This window comes from Serratia sp. HRI, from assembly GCF_010119335.3.
GTDB lineage: Bacteria > Pseudomonadota > Gammaproteobacteria > Enterobacterales > Enterobacteriaceae > Serratia > Serratia nevei.
Window position 1 is genome coordinate 1,154,678 of record NZ_CP083690.1, and the last position, 21,232, is coordinate 1,175,909.

24 protein-coding genes are annotated in these 21,232 nt (G+C 61.0%); 15 read left to right on the plus strand and 9 right to left on the minus strand.

Annotation, left to right across the window (positions count from 1 at the left end):
• Positions 1–96 precede the first annotated feature (96 nt).
• A complete protein-coding gene (locus GF111_RS05600) occupies positions 97–969 on the minus strand; it encodes an oxygenase MpaB family protein (protein WP_038880069.1) in 873 nt (290 codons plus the stop codon).
• Between the two features lie 241 nt (positions 970–1,210).
• On the opposite strand from GF111_RS05600, the gene GF111_RS05605 reads away from it, so the two are divergent.
• The 4 genes from GF111_RS05605 to GF111_RS05620 all read left to right on the plus strand — a co-directional run bounded on the left by GF111_RS05605 (position 1,211) and on the right by GF111_RS05620 (position 4,443).
• Positions 1,211–1,654, plus strand: coding sequence for an acetyltransferase (locus tag GF111_RS05605; RefSeq protein ID WP_094460423.1), 444 nt, complete (start codon positions 1,211–1,213; stop codon positions 1,652–1,654).
• Positions 1,655–1,918: 264 nt separating this feature from the next.
• Complete coding sequence (locus GF111_RS05610) at positions 1,919–2,944, plus strand: methionine ABC transporter ATP-binding protein (RefSeq protein WP_147191210.1); 1,026 nt, start codon at positions 1,919–1,921, stop codon at positions 2,942–2,944.
• A complete protein-coding gene (locus GF111_RS05615) occupies positions 2,937–3,605 on the plus strand; it encodes a methionine ABC transporter permease (RefSeq protein ID WP_147191208.1) in 669 nt (222 codons plus the stop codon). The genes GF111_RS05610 and GF111_RS05615 overlap by 8 nt, the downstream gene beginning before the upstream one ends.
• A 19-nt stretch (positions 3,606–3,624) precedes the next feature.
• The gene (locus GF111_RS05620) at positions 3,625–4,443 is read left to right on the plus strand and encodes a MetQ/NlpA family ABC transporter substrate-binding protein (protein ID WP_047728309.1); all 819 of its coding nucleotides are present in this window, start codon (positions 3,625–3,627) and stop codon (positions 4,441–4,443) included.
• Positions 4,444–4,725: 282 nt separating this feature from the next.
• On the opposite strand, the gene GF111_RS05625 is transcribed toward GF111_RS05620, so the two are convergent.
• Positions 4,726–5,370 (minus strand): TetR/AcrR family transcriptional regulator, encoded by a 645-nt coding sequence (locus tag GF111_RS05625; protein ID WP_038880012.1) that lies wholly within the window; start codon positions 5,368–5,370, stop codon positions 4,726–4,728.
• 175 nt (positions 5,371–5,545) lie between these two features.
• On the opposite strand from GF111_RS05625, the gene GF111_RS05630 reads away from it, so the two are divergent.
• Together GF111_RS05630 and GF111_RS05635 are read left to right on the plus strand one after the other, a co-directional pair.
• Positions 5,546–5,803, plus strand: coding sequence for a DUF1471 domain-containing protein (locus tag GF111_RS05630; protein WP_094460419.1), 258 nt, complete (start codon positions 5,546–5,548; stop codon positions 5,801–5,803).
• Positions 5,804–5,993: 190 nt separating this feature from the next.
• On the plus strand, positions 5,994–6,251 hold the full coding sequence (locus GF111_RS05635; RefSeq protein ID WP_004939517.1) for a YdgH/BhsA/McbA-like domain containing protein: 258 nt from the start codon (positions 5,994–5,996) through the stop codon (positions 6,249–6,251).
• A 77-nt stretch (positions 6,252–6,328) separates the two neighbouring features.
• Here GF111_RS05635 and GF111_RS05640 read toward each other — a convergent pair whose 3' ends face one another.
• Positions 6,329–7,627, minus strand: coding sequence for an SLC13 family permease (locus tag GF111_RS05640; protein ID WP_038880007.1), 1,299 nt, complete (start codon positions 7,625–7,627; stop codon positions 6,329–6,331).
• A gap of 84 nt (positions 7,628–7,711) precedes the next feature.
• Positions 7,712–8,617 (minus strand): helix-turn-helix domain-containing GNAT family N-acetyltransferase, encoded by a 906-nt coding sequence (locus GF111_RS05645; protein WP_038880004.1) that lies wholly within the window; start codon positions 8,615–8,617, stop codon positions 7,712–7,714.
• Positions 8,618–9,117: 500 nt separating this feature from the next.
• Here GF111_RS05645 and amyA point away from each other — a divergent pair, with 500 nt between their 5' ends.
• Together amyA and GF111_RS05655 are read left to right on the plus strand one after the other, a co-directional pair.
• Entirely contained in the window at positions 9,118–10,608 is a 1,491-nt protein-coding gene (gene amyA, locus GF111_RS05650) for an alpha-amylase (protein WP_038879997.1), read from the plus strand.
• Between the two features lie 120 nt (positions 10,609–10,728).
• A complete protein-coding gene (locus tag GF111_RS05655) occupies positions 10,729–11,577 on the plus strand; it encodes a PA4780 family RIO1-like protein kinase (protein WP_033637570.1) in 849 nt (282 codons plus the stop codon).
• A gap of 9 nt (positions 11,578–11,586) precedes the next feature.
• Here GF111_RS05655 and GF111_RS05660 read toward each other — a convergent pair whose 3' ends face one another.
• Positions 11,587–11,805, minus strand: coding sequence for a hypothetical protein (locus GF111_RS05660; RefSeq protein WP_038879994.1), 219 nt, complete (start codon positions 11,803–11,805; stop codon positions 11,587–11,589).
• Between the two features lie 69 nt (positions 11,806–11,874).
• On the opposite strand from GF111_RS05660, the gene GF111_RS05665 reads away from it, so the two are divergent.
• Positions 11,875–12,702 (plus strand): AraC family transcriptional regulator, encoded by an 828-nt coding sequence (locus GF111_RS05665; protein WP_055313785.1) that lies wholly within the window; start codon positions 11,875–11,877, stop codon positions 12,700–12,702.
• Here GF111_RS05665 and GF111_RS05670 read toward each other — a convergent pair.
• From GF111_RS05670 to lsrG, 3 genes are all read right to left on the minus strand, one after another.
• A complete protein-coding gene (locus GF111_RS05670) occupies positions 12,678–13,268 on the minus strand; it encodes a LysE family translocator (RefSeq protein WP_147190082.1) in 591 nt (196 codons plus the stop codon). The two genes, GF111_RS05665 and GF111_RS05670, sit on opposite strands and share 25 nt — an antisense overlap.
• Before the next feature lie 83 nt (positions 13,269–13,351).
• Entirely contained in the window at positions 13,352–14,257 is a 906-nt protein-coding gene (locus GF111_RS05675) for an EamA family transporter (protein WP_147190084.1), read from the minus strand.
• 87 nt (positions 14,258–14,344) lie between these two features.
• Positions 14,345–14,638 carry a (4S)-4-hydroxy-5-phosphonooxypentane-2,3-dione isomerase gene (gene lsrG / locus GF111_RS05680; protein ID WP_004939559.1) on the minus strand — a complete coding sequence of 98 codons (294 nt, stop codon included), beginning with the start codon at positions 14,636–14,638 and terminating at the stop codon, positions 14,345–14,347.
• 192 nt (positions 14,639–14,830) lie between these two features.
• Between lsrG and lsrK the strand changes: the two genes are divergently transcribed.
• The 6 genes from lsrK (at position 14,831) to GF111_RS05710 (ending at position 20,382) form a co-directional block, all read left to right on the plus strand.
• Complete coding sequence (gene lsrK / locus GF111_RS05685) at positions 14,831–16,396, plus strand: autoinducer-2 kinase (protein WP_055316033.1); 1,566 nt, start codon at positions 14,831–14,833, stop codon at positions 16,394–16,396.
• 221 nt (positions 16,397–16,617) lie between these two features.
• Positions 16,618–17,802, plus strand: coding sequence for an MFS transporter (locus GF111_RS05690; protein ID WP_147190086.1), 1,185 nt, complete (start codon positions 16,618–16,620; stop codon positions 17,800–17,802).
• 59 nt (positions 17,803–17,861) lie between these two features.
• Entirely contained in the window at positions 17,862–18,755 is an 894-nt protein-coding gene (locus GF111_RS05695; RefSeq protein WP_055316032.1) for a LysR family transcriptional regulator, read from the plus strand.
• A gap of 79 nt (positions 18,756–18,834) precedes the next feature.
• Positions 18,835–19,176 carry an HNH nuclease YajD gene (yajD, locus tag GF111_RS05700; protein WP_016928619.1) on the plus strand — a complete coding sequence of 114 codons (342 nt, stop codon included), beginning with the start codon at positions 18,835–18,837 and terminating at the stop codon, positions 19,174–19,176.
• A gap of 271 nt (positions 19,177–19,447) precedes the next feature.
• Entirely contained in the window at positions 19,448–20,083 is a 636-nt protein-coding gene (locus tag GF111_RS05705; RefSeq protein ID WP_038879975.1) for an AAA family ATPase, read from the plus strand.
• Positions 20,080–20,382, plus strand: coding sequence for a hypothetical protein (locus GF111_RS05710; protein WP_038879971.1), 303 nt, complete (start codon positions 20,080–20,082; stop codon positions 20,380–20,382). The genes GF111_RS05705 and GF111_RS05710 overlap by 4 nt, the downstream gene beginning before the upstream one ends.
• A 47-nt stretch (positions 20,383–20,429) precedes the next feature.
• Here the strand turns inward: GF111_RS05710 and GF111_RS05715 are convergent, their stop codons facing one another.
• Positions 20,430–21,185: a CDP-diacylglycerol diphosphatase gene (locus GF111_RS05715; protein WP_038879967.1), complete on the minus strand. Its 756-nt coding sequence runs from the start codon at positions 21,183–21,185 to the stop codon at positions 20,430–20,432.
• Between the last annotated feature and the right edge of the window lie 47 nt (positions 21,186–21,232).

A 21,232-nucleotide genomic window follows, 5' to 3' on the forward strand; every position in this document is an offset into this window, starting at 1 on the left:
TGTAAAACGCATTACTGGCCGGATCACCCGTAAAAGTCTCAAAAGCGGCCGTAAACGAAGATAAACAAAGACTAATTATAGCATAGCGGCTGTGGCTCATGACGGCTGAGTGATGCGCCGCACCGCGCGCTGATAGGAGCCGTTGCGCATCGACGCCCCCAGCACCTTGCCGAGGCCTGCGGCGCCCGTTCGCACCAGCCGCCGCCGCAGCGCGCCCGGATGAAAACCGAACTGCCGCTGCGCCCAATCGGGTAACAGATCGATGCCCGCCTGCATCACCACCCCACCGAGCGGGCGCGCCAATGCGCTCGGCGCCGGCGCCTTCAGCAGAATGCGCGCCACCTCTTGCGTGCGTTCATCGCAGACCAGCTGCGGCCGCATCGCCTGCAGGTACTCTTCGACCTCCGCGCAGGACTGAGGAATTGCGGTCGCCCCCAGCGCGGCGGCCACGCGCGCCGCTTCGCGGTAGTATTGATCCTGCAAATCGCGGGAAAGATGGGGGTTGCGGTAGCGCAGGTGGCTGGCCAGAAAACGGCTGCTCTCCGCGACGTGTACCCAGGTCAGCAGCGCCGGATCGCTGGCGGCATAAGGCGTGCCGTCGCTGCCGACGCCGGTCACCCGCAGATGGATGGCTTTGACTTTGGCGATCAGCCGCTCCGCCTCGGCGGTCGGGCCGAAGGTGGTGACCGACACGAACTGGCTGGTACGGCGCAGGCGGCCAATCATATCTTCGCGGAAGTTGGAGTGATCCCACACCCCGGCCAGCGCCAGCGGGTGCAGCATCTGCAGCAGCAAGGCGCTGACGCCGCCGCACAGCATCGAGGTGAAATCGCGGTGTACCTGCCAGATGATCGACCGCGGGCCGAACAAGCCCGGGTCGCCCGGCGGGTTCTCAAAATCGACGCCGCCGAGCGCCAGCCCGGTCAGGCTGAGCACCTGTTTTTCTATCGCTGCGCGTACCGCTTCCATCCTGCTGCCCTCTCGCTCATTCAACGGCCAGTGTATCACGCGGCGAACGCCCCATTGCGCCCTGCGGCGGTTGAAAGCATTAACTTACTGAATTACAGTTGTTATACCGCTGGCAGAAAGGCGGGCCTATTCGATCCACTGCAGAGGCGCTTTGCAGGGCGTTAACCCACGTTAATTCGGCACTAACCCCACAAAACCTCTATCTAGTTTTTTTCCTCCAACTTAGATAGCAGAGAGTTCGATGATTACCATCAGAGCACGCGCGGCGGAAGACAACGCGCAATTGGCAGATATCTGGCTGCGTTCGGTGCGCACCACTCACCATTTTTTAACCGAAGACAACATCGCACAGCTGTTCCCGCTGGTGCTGAACGACTACCTGCCGGCGGTTAACGTCTGGGTGGCCGAAGAGCGGCCTGGGCATCCCTGCGGCTTTATCGGCCTGAACGGCAACAAGGTGGAGATGCTGTTTATCGACGCCGATCAGCGCGGCAAAGGGGTGGGCAAAGCGCTGCTGACCCACGCGGAAACGCTGCACGATGAACTGCAGCTGGACGTGAACGAGCAAAATCCGCAGGCCAGCGGCTTCTACCGCCACTACGGGTTTGCCATCACCGGCCGCTCACCGCTCGACGGCCAGGGCAACCCGTTCCCGCTGCTGCACATGAAGCTGGACAAACGCTAGCCCTCCCGCCGGCCGCCCGGCGGCCGGTTTTCTCCCCCCTGTTTCACCCGCCGCTTTATATATCAAATCAGAATAAGTAATAGAATTTACATTCTTCCTGTCACTATAAACCCTCGGTAGGATTGCCCGGTATTCACCCGCAACAGAGGTTCCGTCCGCCACTCCCCGCCGGGTTGTGCCCCGCCGAAAAGCCGAACGATCCCTGTCCGGCGTACCGCGCTCTGGACGGAATGCTGTGATGTATCGATAAGGATCCGCTTCGCTATGATCGTTCTTTCGAACGTTTGCAAAACTTTTGACAGCACACAGGGCCGCGTCGTGGCGGTAGACAACGTCAGTCTGGCGGTAGAGGCCGGGCAAATTTACGGCATCATCGGCTACAGCGGCGCCGGCAAAAGCACGCTCATCCGCCTGCTTAACGGCCTGGAGACGCCCACCAGCGGCCGCATTGACGTAGGCGGCTTCGATATCGCCCGCGCCAAAGGCAGCCACCTGCGCCAGGCGCGCCTGAAAATCGGCATGGTGTTTCAGCACTTCAACCTGCTGTGGTCGCGCACCGTCAGCCAAAACATCGCTTTTTCCATGCAGATCGCCAGCGTGCCCAAGGCGCAGATTGCGCCGCGCGTGGCGGAACTGATCGCGCTGGTCGGCCTGCAGGGGCGCGAAGACGCCTACCCGTCGCAGCTCAGCGGCGGCCAGAAACAGCGCGTCGGCATCGCCCGCGCGCTGGCCAATAACCCGAGCGTGCTGCTGTGCGACGAGGCCACCTCGGCGCTCGATCCGCAGACCACCGACGCCATTCTCGACCTGCTGCTGGACATCAACCGCCAGCTGAAATTGACCATCGTGCTGATCACCCACGAGATGCACGTGGTGCGCAAAATCTGCCACCGCGTAGCGGTGATGGAAAACGGCCGCATCGTCGAAGAAGGCCCGGTGCTCGACGTGTTCACCCGGCCACAGCAACCGATCACCCGGCAGTTCGTCAAACAAGTGTCGCAGTATGCGGATACCGAAGAGAGCTTCAACCCGCTGCTCACCGCCCATCTGCCGGGGGCGATTTTCAAGCTGACCTTCGTGGGCGTGCAAACTCACCAGGCGGTGATCGCCGAAGTGATCCGGCGCTACGCCCTGACCATCAACATTCTGCACGGCAAGATCAGCCACACCCTCAACGGTTCGTTCGGCGAACTGTACATCCACGCCGAAGGCAGCGAACAACAAGTCGCCGACATGCTCAACCTGCTGCACGAAAGAAACATCGTCGTCGAGGTTATCCAACATGATTGAATCCCTGTTCCCCCACCTGCGTCTGGATCATCTGTGGGACGCCACCTGGGAAACGCTGTACATGACCGGCTTCGCCGGCTTGGCCACGCTGGTGCTGGGCATCGTGCTCGGCGTGCTGCTGTTTTTAACCTCGAAGGGCCAGCTGTGGCAGAACCGGGCGGTCTACTCGCTGATCTCCGTACTGGTCAACGTCTTCCGCTCCATTCCGTTCATCATTCTGATCGTGCTGCTGATCCCGTTCACCAAATCGCTGATCGGCACCATTCTCGGCGCGGACGCGGCCCTGCCGGCGCTGATCGTCGGCGCGGCGCCGTTCTACGCCCGGCTGGTGGAGATCGCGCTGCGCGAGGTCGACAAAGGGGTGATCGAAGCGGCGCGCTCGATGGGCGCCAAAAACCGCACCCTGATTTTCCGCGTATTGCTGCCGGAGAGCTCGCCGGCGCTGGTTTCCGGCATCACCGTCACCCTGATCGCGCTGGTGAGCTACACCGCGATGGCCGGGGTGATCGGCGCCGGCGGCCTGGGCAACCTGGCCTATCTGGAAGGGTTCCAACGCAACCACAGTGACGTGACGCTGGTGGCGACGCTGACGATTCTGCTGATCGTTTTCGTCATTCAGTTCATCGGCGACACCCTGACAAGAACGCTCGATAAACGTTAATTAACCAAGGAAAACGATGATGAAAAAGCACCTACTGATGTTGGCTTTCGCCTCCGTCGCCACCCTCGCCTCTTTTGGCGCCACGGCAGCGACCAAGCTGGTGGTCGGCGCCTCCAACGTGCCGCACGCCGAGATCCTCGAACAGGCCAAGCCGATACTGGCGAAGGAAGGCATCGATCTGCAGATCAAGCGCTTTCAGGACTACATCCTGCCGAACACCGCGCTGGCCAGCCACGACATCGACGCCAACTACTTCCAGCACGTGCCTTACCTGAACTCGGTGCTGAAAGACCACGCCGACGACAAGAGCTACGACTTCGTCAGCGCCGGCGCGATCCATATTGAGCCTATCGGCATCTACTCGAAGAAGTACAAGAGCCTGAAGGATTTGCCGGAAAACGGCAAAATCATCATGCGCGACGCGGTGGCAGAAGAAGGCCGCATCCTGTCTATTTTTGAGCGGGAAGGCGTGATCACGCTGAAGCCGGGGGTGAGCAAGGTGGACGCGCGCATCAGCGACGTGGTGGAAAACCCGAAACACCTGAAGTTCCAGGCCAACGTTGAGGGCGCGCTGCTGCCGCAAATGTACAACAATGACGAAGGCGACGCGGTGGTGATCAACGCCAACTACGCCATCGACGCCGGGCTGAATCCGACCAAAGATCCGATCGCGGTCGAAAGCGGCGAAAACAACCCGTACGCCAACATCATCACCGTGCACAAGGCCGACGTGAACAAACCGGAGATTGTGGCGCTGGTCAAGGTACTGCACTCCAAACCGATTCAGGACTTTATCCGCGAGAAATACCAGGGCGCGGTGATCCCGGTCAATCAGTAATGGGTTACACGGCCCGGTAAAAGCCGTAATGCTGGTCAGTTAGCGTTTTTATGCAGGCGTTCGTGAAATTTTCGGTCGATAAAAGTGAGATGCTCTATGTGGCTCACGCACCTCGACCGAGCCAGGGGCCGCGCCTTCGGCCCCTCCAATTGCCGTTCATGTTGGCCACAGAGAAATGCAGGACATTTACGGCAATTCCCCTGCACAGAACGCCCAGAGGCTGGATAAAAAATGCCACTCAGGATTAACTGAGCGGCATTACGGTAAAAGCCGGGCCGGTTGTTACACCTTATTGCCAATCTGGCTGAGCCGCGGCCACACCAGCATCAACGCCTCCAGCAACCGCAGCAGATCGCTCCGGCTTGCCCCTTCGCGCGCCTGCACCGACATGCCTTCAATGGTGCAAATCACGTACTTCGCCAGCAGCGCGGTGTCGGTTTTCGCCAGCAGTTCGCCCTGCTGCACCTTGCGATCGAAGCAGCCCTTCAGCGCCGCTTCCTGCGCATGATGCTTCCTGCGCAGCATCTGGGCGACGTCATCGGATGCCGACGACAGCGCGGCGGAGGCGCACACCATAAAGCAGCCTGACGGCGTGTCGGGGTCGGTAAATACCTCGGCGGAAGAACGCACGTAGGCTTCGACGATCTCGGCCACCGGCAGATCCTGCTCCAGCATTTGGTTGGCGCAAACCGTATATTTCTGCAGATAGCGCTCCACCGCCGCGCGGAACATCCCTTCTTTGTTGCCGAATTCCGCATACAGCGTTGGCGCCTTGGCGCCGGTCACTTCCACCAGATCGGCCAGCGAGGTAGCTTCATAACCGTGCCGCCAGAACAGATCGAGCGCGCTTTCCAGCGCCCGCTCGCGATCAAATTGTTTCGGTCTGCCACGGCTTTTTTTGCCGCAGACCGTTTCATTGATGCTCATCGTCCTCTCCTCTCCCGCTCCACAGCAGGGTTAGCACAAATAACTTAACGATCATTATAAAAAAATATTGCGCCCTCGTCGAGAACCTATTAGCATTTAGTTATCGATCGTTAAGATAAGTTAACGAAGCGGATTAAAACCCTCTATTCACCGTTATCGGAAAGGAAATAACATTATGAAAAACTTAAAATTAACCTTAGCAGCTCTCACTCTGGCCAGCCTTTCCTTCGGCAGCTTCGCCGCCGATTTAGTCCAGAGCCAACCGGGTGACCAGCAGAAAGTGGGCGTCATCACCGTCAGCGGCGCATCCGATCTGACCTCGCTGGAAAGCAGTCTGGCAGCCAAAGCCGATCAGGCCGGTGCAAAAACCTTCCGCATCATCGGCGCTGGCGGTAACAACCAGCTGCACGGCACTGCAGAAATCTATCAATAACAACGTATTAAGCCAACAGATTGCCTGTTCATTTGCTCACAACGCCAGGGCGTAAAAAAATTAATTAACGAGCATTAAAAAATACTTGCAATCTGTCAAACCGGCATCTAACATTAAATTATCGATCGTTAATTAATTTAACGACCTTACCAAACAAACATTGTAAAGAACACAGATAGGAAATAAGACTATGAAAAACCTGAAAATGACCATCGCCGCCATCGCACTGGCTTCCGTCTCCTTCGGCAGCTTCGCCGCCGAACTGGTCAACGCTCAACCGGCCGATCTGCAAAAAGCCGGCGTCGTCACCGTCAGCGGTGCGTCCGACCTGAGCAGCCTGGAAAACAAACTGGCGGCCAAAGCCGACGCAGCCGGCGCCAAATCCTTCCAGATCATCGCAACCACCGGCGACAACAAACTGCACGGTACCGCGATCATCTACAATTAATTGCCACACCGGCAATCGCGCAAAAGGGCGGCTCAGGCCGCCTTTTGTTTTATCTGCCCGCCAACGCGCCGGTCGGTTTACGGGATCCACCCCAGCAGTCTGAACCACAGATAATCCAACGGCACCAGCAGCGCAAAGCTGAGCGCGGCCAACAGCAGGCACAGCTTCAACCCTTCTCGCGCCGGCACTTTGCCCATCCCCATCGCCACCACGATCGGCGAAGCCTGATACGGCAGCAGCGGCGTGGCGTAACCAATCACCTGCGTCATCAGCACCGTCAGCAGCGGCAGGCCGCTGCCCGCAGACAACGCCTGCGCCAGCGGGGTAAACAGCGCCGGCACGCCGTTGGCGGTCACCACGAAATTCAGCAATGCGGTGATCCCCACCAGCGACCCGAATGCGGTGAATGGTTTGCCGTGCAGATCCGGCATCATCGCCAGCAGCGCACCGCCCAGCCGATCGCCAAGCCCTGAGTGGCTGACCAGCGCGGTCAACCCCAGGATCCCCGCCACGTAGATGCAGGTGCGCACGTTAACCCCGGCGGCGAACTGCTCGCCGTTGAGAAACCCGATACGCGGCAACAGGCAGAAGCAGGCCGCCGCCAACCCTATCCAGGCGGGAGCGATGCCGTGCCAGCTGTCGGTCATCCACAGCAACACCGTGGCGCCCAACAGCGCGATCAGCCGCCATTCAGCGGCGCTGAGCGGAGTTTGCGCCGCCTCGGCCGCCACCGGCTGCGGCCGCGCACGGAACAGGCCGCAGATGCACAGCGTCAGCAGCGCGCCTTTGGCGAACCCGAGCACCGGGGCGTGCAACAGCAGGTAAGAAAGATAGGCGAAGTGGCTGCCGTAGGCGCTTTCCGCCGCGCCGCTCATCACCAGGTTGGGCACGTTGGCCGGCAGGATGCTGGCGGAGAGCTGGAAGGTGCCGAACCCCACCGCCAGTGCCAAACCGATGCGGCCGCGCGTGCCCTCAGCCAGACCGGCGCGATCGGCCAACGCCATGACGATCGGCATCAGCAGCGTAATGCGCCCCATGTTGGAAGGCATGACAAACGCCAGCGCGTAGCTTATCGCCACCACCCCGCCCACCAGGCGGAGCCAGGAGCCGGCCAGGTGCGGCAAGAGCCGGTTGGCCAGGCGATCCGCCAAGCCGGTGCTGCGGATGGCGGTGCCCAGCACGAAACCGCTGAGCACCAGCCAGAATGCGGAAGACGCGAAACCGGAAAAGGTCACCGCGGCGGGCGCCAGCTGCAACACCATCACCGCCGCGAAGAACAGCAGCGCAACCAAATACTCCGGCAAGCGGGCGCTGGCCCATAGCGTGATGACCACCAGCGTGACCAGCGCGGGCAGCGCCATCGGATCCCCCAACATAGTTTCCTCCCTGATAAAACGTTGTGATTGTTATCAAACGGTTAACAGGGTGGCACAAGGCGCGGGCGCTAACCTTGAAACCGCTCACATATCGTCGTTCTTCAGATTTTTCAGCATGCACACGTTACAGCCGTGATGGCCGGTGTTGCCGCGCCGTTCCGTCAGCAGCGTGAATCCCAGCGCGTAGTACAACCCGATCGCCTCTTTCAACTGTTCGGTGGTTTCCAGGTAGCAGTAGCGATACCCCGCCGCCCGCGCCGCCTTCAGCGCCTGCACCACCATATAGCGCGCCATGCCCAGCCCACGCGCGCCGGGTTTGAAGAACAGCTTTTGCAGCTCGCAATAGCCGGGCTCTTCGCCCGCCAGCGGCGCCATGCCGACGCCCCCCACCACCTGCCCGTCACGCTCCAGCACCCAGTAGTGGCCGCCGTTGTCGCGATACAGACCGGTCAGACGATCGAGATCCGGATCGTGCAGGCTGACGCCTTCCATCTTGTCCATGCCGTACTCACGAAACACGTCGCGAACGATCGCCGCCATCGCCGCATCGTCGCGCGCGGCAATCGGCCGCACCCGCAGGTTAGCGTCGCGCTGTTTGCGCGCGCTGCGCAGCGCCGCAGTCATCTTTTTCATCGCCGCGGTGGTGCTCGCCAGCTCATCGTCGTCCAACTGCGCCAGCGCCGCCTGCATAAAACCGTCGGCGTCGCTCTCGATGCCGGCCAGCGCCTTGCCGCCCTTTTTACTCAGCCGATGCAGGTTGTGCCGCTTGTCATCCGGATGATCCACCGTTTCTATCACACCGGCGGCAACCAGGCTGCGCAGCGCCCGGCTGGCGCTGGCTTTGTCGATGCAAAGCCGGGCCGCCAGCTCGGTGACGCCCAGCGGCTGCTCGCTGACTTCAATCATCAGATGGATCTGCAGCGGCGAAAAGCGCGAGCCGTTGCTCTGCTTGTTCAACATGCCGAATTCTCTGACCAAACTGCGCGCCAATGCTCTGAAATCCCTGATGTTCACGACGTTATGTTCCCCTGTTCTTCCACCTTCACGCTAGGTTGGATGGATTATTGGTTGATAGTGTTACCTAATTTCGAGCATAACGATAACGCATAAACAATCGCGAATGAATAACCAACGGGATATCTGAATATGTCAAAATATTTCATTAACTAGAATTTAAAACCAATTAATTAGTTATTTAAAAAACTAAAATCCAAACTTACATTTAAAATTAAAATAAAAAACCAATAATAATGAGAGTAAAAACATAAAAATTTGACAAATAAAAAAATAAAACAAATATCTATTTGAAAAATAAGATATAAAAATTAAAATGTGAAAACTTGATATCAACAACTTAACCGCTATCTGGTCAACGTCGGTTACATATTTACGCCTGCCTTCCCGCGCCTCCCTGCGCCATTGTCCCTTTTGGCAAAAGTAGCCCATGCTTTAACGGCTCCTCTCCTTCTTGCTAACCGGGACGCTGGCTCATGACGAAAAAAACCACCCTGCTGCAATTCTTCCACTGGTACTACCCCGACGGCGGCAAACTGTGGCAGGAGGCCGCCGAGCGCGCCCCGCACCTGGCCGAACTGGGCATTACCGACCTGTGGCTGCCGCCTGCCTACAAGGGCGCTTCCGGCGGCTACTCCGTCGGCTACGATACATACGATCTGTTCGATCTCGGCGAATTTGACCAGAAAGGCAGCGTGGCCACCAAATACGGCGACAAGGCGGCGCTCGAACATGCCGCCACTACGCTGCGCGAACACGGCGTGGGGGTGCTCTACGACGTGGTGTTCAACCACAAGCTCGGCGCAGACGAGAAAGAACAGGTACACGTGTTCAAGGTGGACGCCAACAACCGCAACGACATCGACGACCAAGGCTTCGACGCGCTGGCCTACACCCGCTTCACCTTTCCCGGCCGCCAGGGCGTGCATTCCGAGTTCATCTGGGATTACACATGCTTCAGCGGCGTCGATTACGTTGAGCAGCCGGACGACAAGGGGGTGTTCAAAATCGCCAACGACTATGGCGACGACGGCTGGAACGATCAGGTCGACGACGAAAAAGGCAACTACGACTATCTGATGGGGGCCGACGTGGAGTTTCGCAATGCCGCCGTGACGGAGGAGCTCAAATACTGGGCGCGCTGGCTGTTGGAAAGCCTGCCGTGCGACGGCTTCCGCCTGGACGCCGCCAAACACATTCCCGCCTGGTTCTTCAAAGAGTGGGCGGATCACGTGCGCGGCAGCGCGCAGCGCGACCTGTTTATCGTCGCCGAATACTGGTCGCACGACCTGAGCGCGCTGCAACAATACATCGAGCTGGTGGACGGCAAGGTGATGCTGTTCGACGTGGCGCTGCACCTGAAGTTTCATCAGGCGTCGAAACAGGGCGACGGCTTCGACATGGCGCAAATCTTCACCGATACCCTGACCGCCGCCGATCCGGCCCACGCGGTGACGCTGGTCGCCAACCACGACACCCAACCGCTGCAATCGCTGGAAGCGCCGGTAGAACCCTGGTTCAAGCCGCTGGCCTACGCGCTGATCCTGCTGCGCGAACAGGGCGTGCCCTGCGTGTTTTACCCCGACCTGTATGGCGCCAGCTACCGCGACAAGGGGCGCGACGGCGGCGAGTACCAGATTGACATGCCGGCGATCCCGGAGCTGGAGAAGCTGATCGCCGCCCGCCAGCGTTTCGCCAACGGCCCGCAAACCGACTACTTCGACGACAGCCACTGCGTGGCCTTCAGCCGCGCCGGCACCGCCGAGGCCCCCGGCTGCGTGGTGGTGCTGACCAACGGCGGCGAGAGCGGCAAGACCGTCGCACTGGGCACCGATTTGGCGCACACCGCCTGGCGCGATTTCCTCGGCAACCGTCAGGAGGAAATCACCACCGACGACCAGGGCAGCGCCCATTTCCCGGTCAACGCCGGCAGCGTCAGCGTCTGGGTGCCGGCCGCCAGCCTGTGAGCGCCCGCCGCCGCGTAATGATGACGCGGCGGCAAAACTAATGTTTGCCTTTCGGGTCTAACTTACGCTATCAACTGCGCAAGCCATTCACACCGGAGCCTAAATAGGGTACAAGGCTGCATGAAAATTCCAAAACGACTCCAGCCGCTGGTTGATGACGGGTTAATCGACGACGTCATCCGCCGGTTGAAAAGCGGCAAAGAAGCCGATGTGTTTATCGTGCGCTGCGGCGATGAGATCCGCTGCGCCAAAGTGTACAAAGAGGCCGAGAAGCGCAACTTCAAACAGGCCGTTCACTATCAGGAAGGGCGTAAGGTGCGCAACAGCCGCGACGCGCGCGCCATGAGCAAAGGCTCCAAATTCGGCCGTCAGCAGCAGGAAGAAGCCTGGCAAAACACCGAAGTGGACGCGCTGTATCTGCTGGCCAAGGCCGGGGTGCGGGTGCCGCAGCCGGATATCTGCCTGGACGGCGTGCTGCTGATGGAGCTGATCACCGACGAAGAAGGCCTGGTGGCGCCGCGCCTAAGCGATGTCATCCTGACGCCAGAACAGGCGCGCGCCGATCACGCCCTGATGATGAACTACGCGGTGCGCATGCTGTGCGCCGGGCTGGTGCACGGCGATCTGTCGGAATTCAACGTGCTGATGGATAAAGACGGGCCGGTGATCATCGATCTGCCGCAGGTGGTGGACGCCGCCGCCAACAACCACGCCAAAAGCATGTTCGAGCGCGATATCGGCAATCTGGCCGAGTATTACGGCCAGTTCGCGCCGGAGCTGCGCGACAGCCAATACGCCAAAGAGATTTGGGCGCTGTATCAGGAAGGCAACCTGACGCCGGACAGCGTCCTCAGCGGCCGGTTCAGCGAAACCCTGAAACGCGCCGACGTCGGCTCGGTGCTGGAAGAGATCCAGGCCGCCGGCGAGGAACATCAACGCCGCATGATGGCGCGCAACGCGGAAGAATAACGCGCCGCGCTATTCGACGCGAAACACGTCCGGCCGCTGCGGCGTCGCCGCCTCGTGATAGATATCCCCCAGATAGCCGGCGATCTCCTCTTCACGCAGATCGGCCGGCAGCACGATATCGTAGCTGGGGGCATATTTGCGCTCCGGCAGCGTCACGCGGAACAGCCGCCATTCGTCCCCGATGCGCTTCACGCCCAGCAGACGGCCGAACACGTTAAAAATCATCATCCGCCATTCCCCCTCTCGTCGCTTTCAGGCTATAACACTGTGATGCCGCCGCAGTAAAAAGGAAAGCGTATGAGTGAAAAAACGCCGCAGTTCTGGCGCGATCCGCAGTTGCCGTTCGTCGAAGCCCGCGCCATCGCGGATGGCCGCCAGGTGTGCTACAGCCTGCACAGCCACGAATTCTTTTCCATCGGCGCCATCACCGGCGGCGTCAGCACCTATGTCAACGGCGAGCGGCGCATGCAGGTCAGCGCCGGCGATCTGGTTGTCATCAACCCGCAGCAGGCGCATGCCTGCAACCCCATCGCCGATCGCCGTTGGTCGTACATCATGTTCTATCTCGATCTCGCCTGGCTCGGCGCGCTGCAGCAGGAGCTGCTCGGCGGCGACGGTGACCGTTTTGTTCCGTTCAGCCAGCCGCTCAGCCGCGATCCGGCGCTGTTCCACGGCCTGAACCGGCTTTATGCGCTGCTGACGGATCCGCTGTGCTGCGCGCTGGAAAAACAGATCGCCATGGTGGAGTATTTCAGCGCCCTGCAGCTCGGGCTGGGCGATGCCCGCCAGCCGGAGACACCGGCGCATACCCGACTGGAAGCGGCGGCGGCGTTTATCGACGCGCACTGTACCCGGCCGCTGACGCTGGACGACATTTGCCGCGCCGCCGCGCTGTCCCCTTCTTACCTGATCCGCGCCTTCCGCCAGCGCTACGGCATGACGCCGCACGCCTATCTGGTCAATCGCCGCGTGCAGCACGGCCATCGGCTGTTGAAGAGCGGCCTGCCGATCGCCGCGGCCGCCAGCGAAAGCGGCTTTGCCGATCAGGCGCACTTCCAGCGCACCTTCAAGCAGCTGCTGGCCGCCACGCCGGGGCAGTATCAAAAACCCTCCGCCAGCAGATAGCAGGCGCTGGCCGCCAACAGCAGCGCCATCGTCCGGTTGAAACGCCGCACGTTGCGCGCCTGCCTGAGGAGGCCGCGCAGCATCGCGCCGACATAGGCCCAGCAGGCCACCGAGGTATAGCAAATCACGAAGTAGAGCCCGGCGAACTGCCACAGCAGCCGGATGTCGCCGTCGCCGACAAAGGCGCCGAGGCTGGCCACCGACGCCAGCCACGCCTTGGGGTTCAGCCATTGCATCAGTGCGCCGTACCAACAGGAAGGCGCCCGCGCCGCGCCGTTGCCCAATCTGCCGTCGTCAAACGTCAGCCGATAGGCCATAAACAGCAGGAAGGCCACGCCGGCCCACTGAATCAAGCGGGTCAGCGCCGGCCACAGGGTCAGCAGCTGGTGCATGCCCAATCCCAGCAGCACCAGCAACAGGGTAAACCCCAGCGTAGCGCCGAACACGTGGCGCTGGGTCGCGCCAAAGCCGAATTGCGCCCCGGCGCTCAATGCGACGATGTTGACCGGGCCGGGGGTGATGGAGGCCGCCAGCGCAAACGCGGCCATGGAAAGGTAGATATTCATGATGGGCACCTGAGAAAGAATTCACAGGCGCCAGAATGCCGACCGCCGCCGACAACGTATTGAACAGAATTGCCCTGTTCGGTTTAACGCGCGATCGCCGCCCGGCGGCGCGGCAGCCCGAAGGTGTTGACCGCCATGCCGGCCAGCACCAGCAATGCGCCGCCGAACTGCGCCGGCGACAGCGCTTCGTCCAGCAGCAGCCAGGCGGCGAACAGCCCGACCAGCGGTACCAGCAGCGTCAGCGGCGCAACCCGCCAGGTTTCATAGCGCCCCAGCAGGCTGCCCCACACTGAATAACCGAACAGCGTGGCGGCGAACGCCAGGTAGGCAACCGCCAGCCAGGTGCCGACCTGCACATGGCTCAGGCTGCTCAGCACCGCCTGCGGGCCGTCGAACAGCCAGCTGCAGGCCAGGAACGGCACGACCGGGATCGGCGCGCTCCACACCACCAGCGATAAAATATTACGCTGCGGGAAACCGGCCAGGATCTTCTTGTTGGTCAGGTTGCCCAGCGCCCAGGAAAACGCCGCCGCCAGCGTCAGCAGCAGGCCCGCCAGGGGGACCGCGCCGCTGCCCGCCTTATGCAGGCTGGCCTGCATAAGCACCAGCATGCCGCCGCTGGCGATAGCGATGCCGACAAAATGGTTGACGCGCAGCTTTTCGCCCATCAGCACGACACCCAACAGCAGGGTGAAGAACACCTGCGCCTGCAGCACCAGCGAAGCCAGCCCCGCCGGCATGCCCACCTTGATGGCGACGAACAGAAACGCGAACTGCGCGAAGCTCATGGTCATGCCGTACAGCAGCAACCATTTCCACGGGATCGTCGGGCGCGGGATAAAGAAGATCGCCGGCAACGCCACCAGCAAGAAACGCATCCCGGCCAGCAGAAACGGTGGCATGCCCTGTAAACCGAACTTGATCACGACGAAATTCACGCCCCAGATCACCACCACCAACAGCGCCAACAGCCGATCGCGCAATGTCATCCTCGCCCCGCTTATCCCATTGAAAATTCGCTTTAGCTTGCAGGTTACAGCCAAACCGGGCGCATGGACACCGGCAAACGCCGGCGATTATTCCGGCATCAGGCCGATAAAGGTGGTCTTCTTGCGCGGGCCGGTCATCAGCGCTTCCAGCTTCTCCACGCACTGCAGGTAGTGCGGGGTCTGCTTGTGCGCCGCCACCGCCTGCTCGTCGCGATAGGCTTCGTAGATGTAAAACCGCGTCGGAATCTGTTCGTCCTGCAGCACGTCGAAGCGCAGGTTGCCCGGCTCTTCGATTGCCCCCAGGTGATTGGCGCGGAAAACATCGATAAATTCGTCGATTTTGTCTTGTTTAACGTTGATCTCAACCAATGTGACGTGCATGGCAACTCCTTGTTTAAACGGCGTACCGCAAAATGACTCTTTCCAACCATAGGTTTATTCCCGTCGATTGCCCGCCGCAACGGCAATTTTGCCGCCTGGCTCACAAATCGCATCGGCGACGCCCACTCCTCCCCCGGCGGGGTAAGGCGGCGGCATCTATAGTTAACACTCCTCCCCCTGAGAGCATAGGCTATGGATAACTACTTGATGGCGCTGGACGCAGGAACGGGCAGCATTCGCGCGGTGATCTTCGATGTGGCGGGCAACCAGATAGCGCACGGCCAGGCGGAGTGGCAACACCTGGCGGTGCCGGGCGTGCCCGGCTCGATGGAGTTTGACCTCAGCCACAACTGGCAGCTGGCCTGCCAGTGCATTCGCCAGGCGATGCAACGTGCAGGCTTGAGCGCTCAGGCGATCCGCGCGGTGGCCTGCTGTTCGATGCGTGAAGGCATCGTGCTGTACGACCGCAACGGCGTGCCGATCTGGGCCTGCGCCAACGTCGATGCGCGCGCCAGCCACGAAGTCAGCGAGCTGAAAGAGCTGCACAACCACGGCTTCGAACGCGAGGTGTATCAATACTCCGGCCAGACGCTGGCGCTGAGCGCCATGCCGCGCCTGCTGTGGCTGGCGCACCATCGGCCGGACATCTACCGCCAGGCGGCGACGCTGACCATGATCAGCGACTGGCTGGCCAACATGCTCAGCGGCGAGCTGGCGGTCGATCCTTCCAACGCCGGCACCACCGGCATGCTGGATCTGACCAGCCGCGACTGGTGCCCGGCGCTGCTCGACATGGCCGGGCTGCGCGCCGATATTCTGTCGCCGGTGAAAGAGACCGGCAGCGTGCTGGGGCGCGTCACCGAACAGGCGGCGCAGGAGAGCGGGCTGCTACGCGGCACCCCGGTGGTGATGGGCGGCGGCGACGTGCAGCTCGGCAGCCTGGGGCTCGGCATCGTGCGCGCCGGGCAGACGGCGGTGCTCGGCGGCACCTTCTGGCAGCAGATCGTCAACCTGCCGGAGCCGGCCATCGATCCGGAGATGAACATTCGCATCAACCCCCACGTCATTCCCGGCATGGCGCAGGCGGAATCCATCAGCTTCTTTACCGGCCTGACCATGCGCTGGTTCCGCGATGCCTTCTGCGCGGAGGAAAAATTGCTGGCGGAGCGGCTGGGGGTCGATGCCTACAGCCTGCTGGAAGAGATGGCGGCCAGGGTGCCGCCGGGCGCCTACGGCGTGATGCCGATCTTTTCCGACGCCATGCATTTCAAAACCTGGTACCACGCGGCGCCATCGTTCATCAATATGTCGATCGACCCGGAGCGCTGCAACAAACAGACGCTGTTCCGCGCGCTGGAAGAGAACGCTGCCATCGTCTCCGCCTGCAACCTGGAGCAGATCGCCGCCTTCTCCGGCGTACAGGCGCGCTCGCTGGTGTTCGCCGGCGGCGGGGCCAAGGGTAAGCTGTGGAGCCAGATCCTCAGCGACGTCACCGGTTTGACGGTGCGGGTGCCGGTGGTGAAAGAGGCCACCGCGCTGGGCTGTGCGATCGCCGCCGGCGTCGGCGCCGGGCTGTACGAGTCGCTGGCCGAAACCGGCGAGCGCCTGGTGCGCTGGGAACGCGAACACCAGCCGGACATGGCCCACCACGCGCTGTATCAGGAACAGAAAGAAACCTGGCGGCAGGTTTACGCCGATCAGCTGACGCTGGTGGATAACGGCCTGACCACTTCGCTGTGGAAAGCGCCGGGGCTGTGAACGCCACGCGGCATTCGGTCATAACCTTATGCCGTTTTATTCCTTTCCCCTCAGCGCGGCGCAAGCCGCGTTTTCACCCGCCGCCGGCGATTGTTTCCCCTCAGAAACAGTGTAACCACCGCAAACGGATTTATCCGCGGCTTCGGCCTGCCGTAGATTGTGACTTCGGTCACACCGCGCCCCGAGCGCGGCCTGCGCATTCACCCAAGACGAGCGGCATTATGCTGAATAATAAAGATAAACCTGCATCATCCCCGTGGCCGGCGATCTTCTCGCTGACGGTCGCCTGTTTTGTCATGGTCACCACCGAGTTTCTGCCGATCGGCCTGCTGACCAACATCGCCCCTTCGCTCGGCGTCAGCACCGGCACCGCCGGGCTGATGGTCACCATGCCCGGCATCGTAGCGGCGGTGGCCGCCCCCGCATTAAGCCTGATTTCCGGCCGCCTGGACCGGCGTTTACTGATGCTGGGACTGTCGCTGCTGCTGATCGTCTCCAACCTGGTGGCGGCGCTGGCCGTCAACTTCCCGATGATGCTGCTGGGCCGCGTACTGCTGGGCATCTGCGTCGGCGGCTTCTGGTCGTTCGCCGCCAACTACGGCCGCCATCTGGTGCCGGAAGCCAACCAGGGCCGCGCCACCGCGCTGATCCTCAGCGGCATCTCGGTCGGCGCGGTGTGCGGCGTGCCGGCGGGGGCGCTGATCGGCGATCTGTTCGGCTGGCGCGCCGCCTTCTTCGGCGGTGCGGCATTGGCGGTCGGCGTACTGCTGGCGCAGCTGCGTTTGCTGACCTCGGTGCCGCCTTCCCGGCCGGTCACGCCGCGCGATCTGGTGCTGCCGCTGCGCCTGCCGATGGCGCGCATCGGCCTGATCGCTATCGTGCTGCTGTTCATCGGCCACTTCGCCGCCTACACCTATCTGCGGCCCCTGCTGCAACAGGTGTTCGTCCTTAGCCCGTCGGCAATCTCGCTGCAGCTGTTGGCCTATGGCGCCATCGGCCTGCTGGGCACCTTCCTCGGCGAGCGTCTGGGGGAATACAGCCTGCGCGCCACCTTCATCCTGATCGCCGCCATGCTGGCAGCCATCCTCATCGTCTCGCCGCTGCTCAGCGGCCTTGGCGGCGCCACACTGATGGTGATGGTCTGGGGGCTGGCCTTCGGCGCGGTGCCGGTATGCGCCACCAACTGGATGTTCGCCGCGGTGCCGCAGGCGCCGGAAGCCGGCCAGGCGCTGCTGGTATGCGTGGTGCAGATCGCACTGGCCTCCGGCGCACTGCTGGGCGGCGAGGTGGTGGACTGGCAGGGCGTCAGCAGCGCCATGCTGTTCGGCGGCGCACTGATCCTCTCCGCCGCGTTGGTGTTCGGCCTCAGCTTGCGCTCCGGCGTGATTGGCGCTAAACAGTGTTAATCCTTATTTATCCGCAGAAACGCGCCCCGGCCGCCGCCGGGGCGTTGCGCTGAGAGCCTATGGACCATCATCTACTCGCCATCCGGGTGTTTAACCGCGTGGTGGAAACCGGCGGCTTTACCCGCGCCGCCGATTCGCTGGGCATGCCGAAAGCCACGGTGACCAAGCTGATCCAGAGCCTGGAAGATCACCTGCAGACCAAGCTGTTTCAGCGCACCACCCGCAGCGTGTCGGTCACCCGCGAAGGCGAATGCTATTACCAGAATACGGTGAAATGGCTGGCGGATTTGGAGCAGATGGAAGGCTGCCTGACCGAATCGCAAAGCTCACCGCAAGGCGTATTGCGCATCGACACCGGCGGCGGCACCGCGCGCCGGCTGCTGCTGCCCGCGCTGCCCGATTTTCTGGCGCGCTACCCGCAGATACAGATCGATCTGAGCGTCGGCGACCGCGTTATCGATCTCATTAGCGACAGCACCGACTGCGTGATCCGCAGCGGCCCGCTGGCCGATTCCAGCCTGATCGCCCGCCGCCTGTTCGATCTGGACTGGGTGAGCTGCGCCACCCCGGCCTACCTGGCGCGCCACGGCACGCCGCGCCACCCGTGCGATCTGGAGCAGGGTTTCCCGATGGTGCACTATCGCCATCCGGTCAACGACCGCATCCATCCGCAACGCTATGTCGAGCGCGGCAAAGAGATCGCCATCCAGCAACGCTATCCGGTCAGCATCAACGAAGGCAACGCGCTGCTGGCGGCGAGCCTGGCCGGATTGGGCATCATCCAGACCTATCGCTTTATGGCGCAGCCGCACCTCGACAGCGGTGAGCTGGTCAGCCTGCTGCACGACTGGCAGCCGCCGCCGGAGCAGATGTACGTGGTCTACCCGTCCAACCGCCACCTCAGCGGCAAACTGCGGGCGTTTATCGACTGGGCGGTGGAGACGTTTCGCTAGCGGCAGGATGAGCCGCACGTTGTAGCCGCACGCAATGTGGTATTATTTGCCGCATAGTGATTCACGACGGACGACCACCATGGCCTATATCCCCAAAAACTATGCGAAGCTGGAAACCGGCTACCGCGAAAAAGCGCTGAAACTGTTCCCCTGGGTGTGCGGGCGCTGCTCGCGCGAGTTCGTTTATTCCAACCTGCGCGAACTGACGGTGCACCACATCGATCACGATCACAGCAACAACCCCGAAGACGGCAGCAATTGGGAAATGCTGTGCCTGTATTGCCACGACCACGAGCACTCGAAATACACCGAAGCCGATCAATACGGTTCGACGGTGGTGGCCGGTGAAGACGCACAGAAAGATGTCGGCGTCGCCACCCACAACCCGTTCGCCAACCTGAAGGCGATGATGAAGAAATAATGTCGACAACAGCTTAATGGGTCACTAACTTATTAAGCTGTTAAATTAACAAAACCCGCCTCCGCATCGCCACTTCCCAGAGAATTCCTACTTACCCATCCGGGCCATCCAGCGCAAAATAAGCTGCGCAGTTAACGACATACTGGCTTGGCAAGCCGCCGCAGTTGGTGCATATTGTTCGCGAGTTGTTCTTGTTAACCTGTTTGATTATCAACCTAATAAGCACATTAACTTAATAAGTTATCAGCTTAATAACTTGAGAGATGGCAGCATGATTGTCCTGATTGGCTCGCAAAAAGGCGGCGTCGGCAAATCGACGAAAGCGGTGAATATCGCCGGGTATCTGATTCTTAAGCAAGGCAAGACGGCGATCATCGTCGATGCCGACGACCAGAAATCGATCATGACCTGGTACAACGACCGCCAGAACGTCGAAGGGCTGCCGCACATTCCGGTGGTGGCAGCGTCGGGCAAAATCAAGGAAACGCTGCTGGAACTGGATCGCCATTACGACTACGTGATCGTCGACACCGCCGGCCGCGACAGCGCCGAACTGCGCTCCGGGCTGCTGGCCGCCGATCTGTTCCTCTCGCCGCTGCGCCCTTCGCAGATGGATCTCGACACCGTCGGCTATCTGTCGGAGATGTTCTCCACCGCGCAGGAGTACAACGAAAAGGTCAAAGGCTACATCGTGCTGAACATGTGCCCGACCAATATCTTCATCAACGAAGCCAACGAAGCGGCGCAGGTGCTGAGCGAATACCCGGAGTTCACGCTGGTGAGCCACCGCCTGTGCGACCGCAAGATTTATCGCGATGCCTGGGGCGAAGCCATCACCGTGCATGAGGCAAACAACGAAAAGGCGCAGAGCGAAATTGAATGCCTGGTGAAAGAGGTGATCCTGTGAAGAAGCGCACCCCCACCCACCGCATGTCGGAAGACGAATTCATCAACAGCGCCACCTCGCACACGCTGCCGGTCGCGGTGCCCGCGCCGGAAGCCAAACCGGCCGGCCGCAAGCGCACCTACAAGGCGATCTCCGTCAGCCTGACGGACAACCACATTGAAGCCATCGATGAGGTGATCGTCCAGGCGGCGCGCAGCGGCATCGTGCGCATCACCCGCTCCGACATCATCAAGCTGGCGATCGACGGGCTGGCGGAGAAAAGCGAAGCGCAGCTGCTGGAACTGCTGAAGAAGCTCTGACCGCACGGCAGCCGGCGGCTAATGCAGCCGGCGGGTTGTCATCATCTTCAGTTGCCCGCCACCGCGCACTGATAGTCCTGGATTTCACCGGCCGACCCCAGATTCAGATCGGTCAGCTTCAGACGGTTCGCCAACAGCAGCATCTCGCCCTGTGGGCTGACCGCCAGCGCCAGGCCATAATTGCCGATGCTGTCGCCCTGCTTGACCACATAGTTGTGCAGTAAACGGAAAGGATCTTCCTGGGTTAAATCGGTGCCCGCCAATTTTCTGGCCAGATATTGATGGCCGACCAATTTCACCGCCAGCGGGCGCCACTGTTGATCTAATTGCTCCGCCTGCTGCCCCAGCGCGTTATAGACATCCTGACGCAGGCAGGCAACGTGAATATGCAGCTGATTCTGAGAGCGACCATATTTCGAATTGACCGCCAGAGAAAGCCATGCATCTTTTAGCGGTTTACCCAGCTCGCCGGATATATGTTCACGGTTATTCCAGGCCTGGGCGAAATAAGGCGGCGCGTGCTCCGTCTGCAATGCCGGGCTCTCGATGCCGCTGACCTTTTCGGTTGGCATCACCAGATCGTGATAGGGGCCTTTACTGTCCTTAAACAGCACATAACCCTCGGTTAAATCAACCTTTAAGCAGGGCGCCGGATCGTTGTTCTGCTGCTGATTGGGCACGCACTGTTGGCTGACGATTTGCCACAGCGCATTCGGATTACCACGCCCGAAGAACCACCACAGCACCGCCGCCAGCAGCAAAATGACAAGCAAAATAATTAATAGTCTGAAAAGTCTTTTCATCGTGACTCCCTGTTTACTTATTCCATCTTGAAAGGAGCGCCAGCATA